Annotated in this window: 3 protein-coding genes; all 3 read right to left on the bottom strand. The window is 69.5% G+C overall.

All coding sequences use genetic code 11. The annotated features are described in order from the left end of the window. Positions 1 to 1929: DEAD/DEAH box helicase (locus ACQKIP_RS42430; protein ID WP_427745454.1), on the bottom strand; the 1929-nt coding region annotated here is incomplete at its 3' end. Between the two features lie 43 nt (positions 1930 to 1972). After that, positions 1973 to 2860, bottom strand: a complete 888-nt coding sequence (locus ACQKIP_RS42425; protein ID WP_365860085.1) for a diacylglycerol kinase — start codon at positions 2858 to 2860, stop codon at positions 1973 to 1975. A gap of 40 nt (positions 2861 to 2900) precedes the next feature. After that, the coding region (tatC, locus tag ACQKIP_RS42420; RefSeq protein ID WP_427745452.1) for a twin-arginine translocase subunit TatC at positions 2901 to 3792 on the bottom strand (892 nt) is incomplete at its 5' end.

Here is a 3792-nt window from a genome sequence, read left to right as displayed (position 1 = left end):
GTCCAGGGCCTCGACCGGCACCGGGAAGTCCATCGAGGCGAGCCTCTTGACCTGCCGCTCGGCGGTCAGGACCAGGGGGCGCGGCCCGTCCTGGTGCTCGAAGCCGCGGTGGCCGTTGACCCGCCCGGCGGGGATCCCCGGATCGAGGACGAGCGCCAGGCCCGCGTACTTGCCCGTCGGCACGTGGATGACGTCGCCGGGCTTGAGCTTCTCCAGGGCAGCGGCGGCGGCCGCCCTGCGCTGGTTGGCCCCCTGCTTGGCGAGCTCGGTCTCCCGGTCCTTCAAGTCACGGCGCAGGCGCGCATACTCGTCGAAGTCGCCCAGGTGACAGGTCATCGAGGCTTTGTAGCCCTCGAGGCCCTCTTCGTTCTTCTGGACCTGGCGGGAGATGCCGACGACCGACTTGTCGGCCTGGAACTGCGCGAAGGACGTCTCCAGAAGCTCACGCGAACGGTGCCGCCCGAACTGCTCGACCAGATTGACCGCCATGTTGTACGACGGCTTGAAGCTGGACCGCAGAGGATATGTGCGGGTGCCTGCGAGCCCCGCGAGGTGCTCCGGGCTCATGGCGCGCTGCCACAGGACCACCGCATGGCCCTCGACGTCGATGCCGCGCCGACCGGCACGGCCGGTCAGCTGGGTGTACTCGCCGGGCGTGATGTCCGCGTGCTGCTCGCCGTTCCACTTCACGAGCTTTTCGAGGACCACGCTCCGCGCGGGCATGTTGATGCCGAGCGCGAGGGTCTCGGTGGCGAAGACCGCGCGCACGAGACCGCGCACGAAGAGCTCCTCGACGACCTCCTTGAAGGTCGGCAGCATGCCCGCGTGGTGCGCCGCGATGCCGCGCTCCAGACCTTCCAGCCATTCGTAATAGCCGAGGACGTGCAGGTCCTCGTCCGGGATGGCGGCCGTGCGCTCCTCGACGATCTCGCGGACCCGGGCCCGCGCGTCCTCGTCGTTCAGCCGCAGCCCCGCGTGCAGGCACTGCTGGACGGCGGCCTCGCAGGCCGCGCGGCTGAAGATGAACGTGATCGCGGGAAGGAGACCCTCGGCGTCGAGCCGGTCGATGACCTCGGGCCGGCCCGGCGTCCAGATCCGCGACCGCTGTCTGCGCTCGCGCTCGCGGTCGGCCTCGCGGACCATCTTGCCCTTGCGGCGGTCCCGCGGGTTGTACGAACGGCTGGCCTCCATCCGCGCCATGCGCGTGAGGTCGGGGTTGACGGTCTTGCGCCGGCCCTCCCCCTCCTCGAAGAGGTCGTACATCCGGCGCCCGGCGAGGACGTGCTGGAACAGCGGCACGGGCCGGTGCTCCGAGACGATCACCTGCGTGTCGCCGCGCACGGTGTCCAGCCAGTCGCCGAACTCCTCCGCGTTCGAGACGGTCGCCGACAGGGAGACCAGCGTCACCGACTCCTGGAGGTGGATGATCACCTCTTCCCAGACGGCGCCGCGGAAGCGGTCGGAGAGGTAGTGCACCTCGTCCATCACCACATAGCCGAGGTTGACCAGCGACTGCGAGCCCGAATACAGCATGTTCCGCAGCACCTCGGTGGTCATCACGACCACCGGGGCATCGGAGTTGACGCTGTTGTCGCCGGTCAGCAGACCGACCTTGTCCGCGCCGTATCTCTTGGAGAGGTCGGCGTACTTCTGGTTGGAGAGCGCCTTGATGGGCGTGGTGTAGAAGCATTTCTTGCCCTGCAGCAGGGCAAGGCGCACGGCGAACTCGCCGACGATCGTCTTGCCCGAGCCCGTGGGGGCGGCCACCAGTACACCCTTGCCCGCCTCGAGCGCCCGGCAGGCGTCGATCTGGAAGGGGTCGAGGCCGAATTCGTACATCTCGCGGAAGCCAGCGAGTGCGGTGGCCTGCTCGACAGCGCGCTCGCGCGCCGCCGCATACCGCTCGGCCGGTGAGAGGTCCTCTGTCATCGTGCTTTCGAGACTACCGGCCACCACTGACAACGGACGATCATTATCCGAGGACCCGCACGGCCCCCGGCACACACTCCGCGGTCAGCGGGAGCCCGCCGAGCTGCTCCCCGTCCGCGTACCCGGTGACGTCCGGGGCGGCGAGTTCCACCTTCGCGGCCCGGAACACGGTGACCTTGGGATGGTCCAGGTGCGTGCCCTTGTACACCTTCGGGAAGACCTTCAGGAGTGTCGTACGGCTGCAGTCGCCGACGACCGTGACGTCGAAGAGGCCGTCGCCCGGGTCGGCCCGCGCGCAGATCTTCATGCCCCCGCCGTACGACGGTCCGTTCCCCACGGCGACGAGCGTCGCGTCGATCTCGTGGGCCGGGCCGTCGTCCAGCCTGATGCGGTACGGGACGGGCCGGAACGCCGCCAGCTCGGCGATCATCGCCAGGTCGTACTTGAAGCGTCCGGTGGGCCAGCGCATCCGGTTGCCCCGGTCGTTGACCCGCGAGTCGAAGCCGGAGGCGAGCACGGTGCCGAACCATGTCTTGCCGACCCGCCCCAGGTCGACGGCGCGCGTGCGGCCCGCGTCGAGCGCCTCGGCGATGACCGCCCCCGCGGCGGCCGGATCCCGCACCGGAAGCCCGAGCGCCCGCGCGAAGTCGTTGCCGGTGCCCACGGCGATCACGCCCAGGGGCGTCGGCGTCGCGGCGACGGCCTGGAGCGCGAGGCTCGCCATGCCGTCGCCGCCGACGGCGATCAGCGCGCCCGTACCGGCATCGACGGCATCCCGTGCCCGGCGCAGCGCGTCGGCGGAGTCCTCGCCGATGACCGTACGCACGGAGTATCCCGCGGCCCGCAACGCGGAAGCGGCCGGCTGCGCCGCGTGAGCGCCCCGGCCGCGTCCCGCGACGGGATTGACGAAGAGAGTGATCTCGCTGGTCACTGGGGCCCCCGGACGTCGTCTGCGGGAGGACCCTACAAGATCAGGTCACGTCGTCGAAACCGTTTACCCGATCCCTGTTCGCCACGGCCCCGTCGCCGCTCGCCTGCTCGGGCAGCGCCCGGTTCGCGGACACCGGCTCGATCTCGCCGACGTCCTCGGGGGTCAGGTCGAGTTCGGAGGCCTCGTCGTCGTCGGGTCCGGCGGCCGCGATCCTGTCCTTGCGCCGGTCGTTCAGGAGCGAGAAGGCGGTGGCCGCGAAGTACAGCACCCAGATCGGCCCGGCGAGGGCGATCATCGTCAGCGGGTCCGTGCTGGGCGTCGCCACGGCCGCGAAGACCGTGATGCCCATGATCATGCCGCGCCACCAGCCGAGCATCCGCTTGCCGGTGAGCACCCCGGTGAGGTTCAGCATCACCAGGAGCAGCGGCAGCTCGAAGGAGAGCCCGAAGACGATCACCATGCGGGTGACCAGGTCGATCAGCTCGTCCAGCGGCAGCTGGTTGTCGATCCCGCCGGGCGAGAATTCGAGCAGCACCCGCGCCATCGTCGGCAGCGTCTTGTACGCGAAGAACCCGCCGCCCAGGAACAGGGGGAAACCGGCGGCCACGAATCCGTAGGCGTACTTCTTCTCGCTCTTGTGCAGGCCGGGGGCGACGAACGCCCACAGCTGGTAGAGCCAGATCGGCGACGCGAGCACGACGCCGGCCATCAGGGAGATCTTCAGCGCGAGCGTGAACGGCGTGAGCAGACCGTTCAGCACGATGCGCGCGCACGTGCCGTCTTCCCTCTTCGCCAGCTCGGCGAAGCTGGTCTCGCACCCCACGGAGTTCAGAATCGGGTTCGTGAAGAACTCGATGATGTCCTTGTAGAAGAAGGCAGCGACGATCGCGACGACGATGATGGCCAGCACGGCCTTCGCGAGCCGGTTGCGG

This window comes from Streptomyces sp. NPDC059900, from assembly GCF_050270335.1.
Taxonomy (GTDB): Bacteria; Actinomycetota; Actinomycetes; order Streptomycetales; family Streptomycetaceae; genus Streptomyces.
The sequence above is the reverse complement of the archived record's forward strand: the minus strand, read 5'-3'. Positions and strand labels throughout refer to the sequence as shown.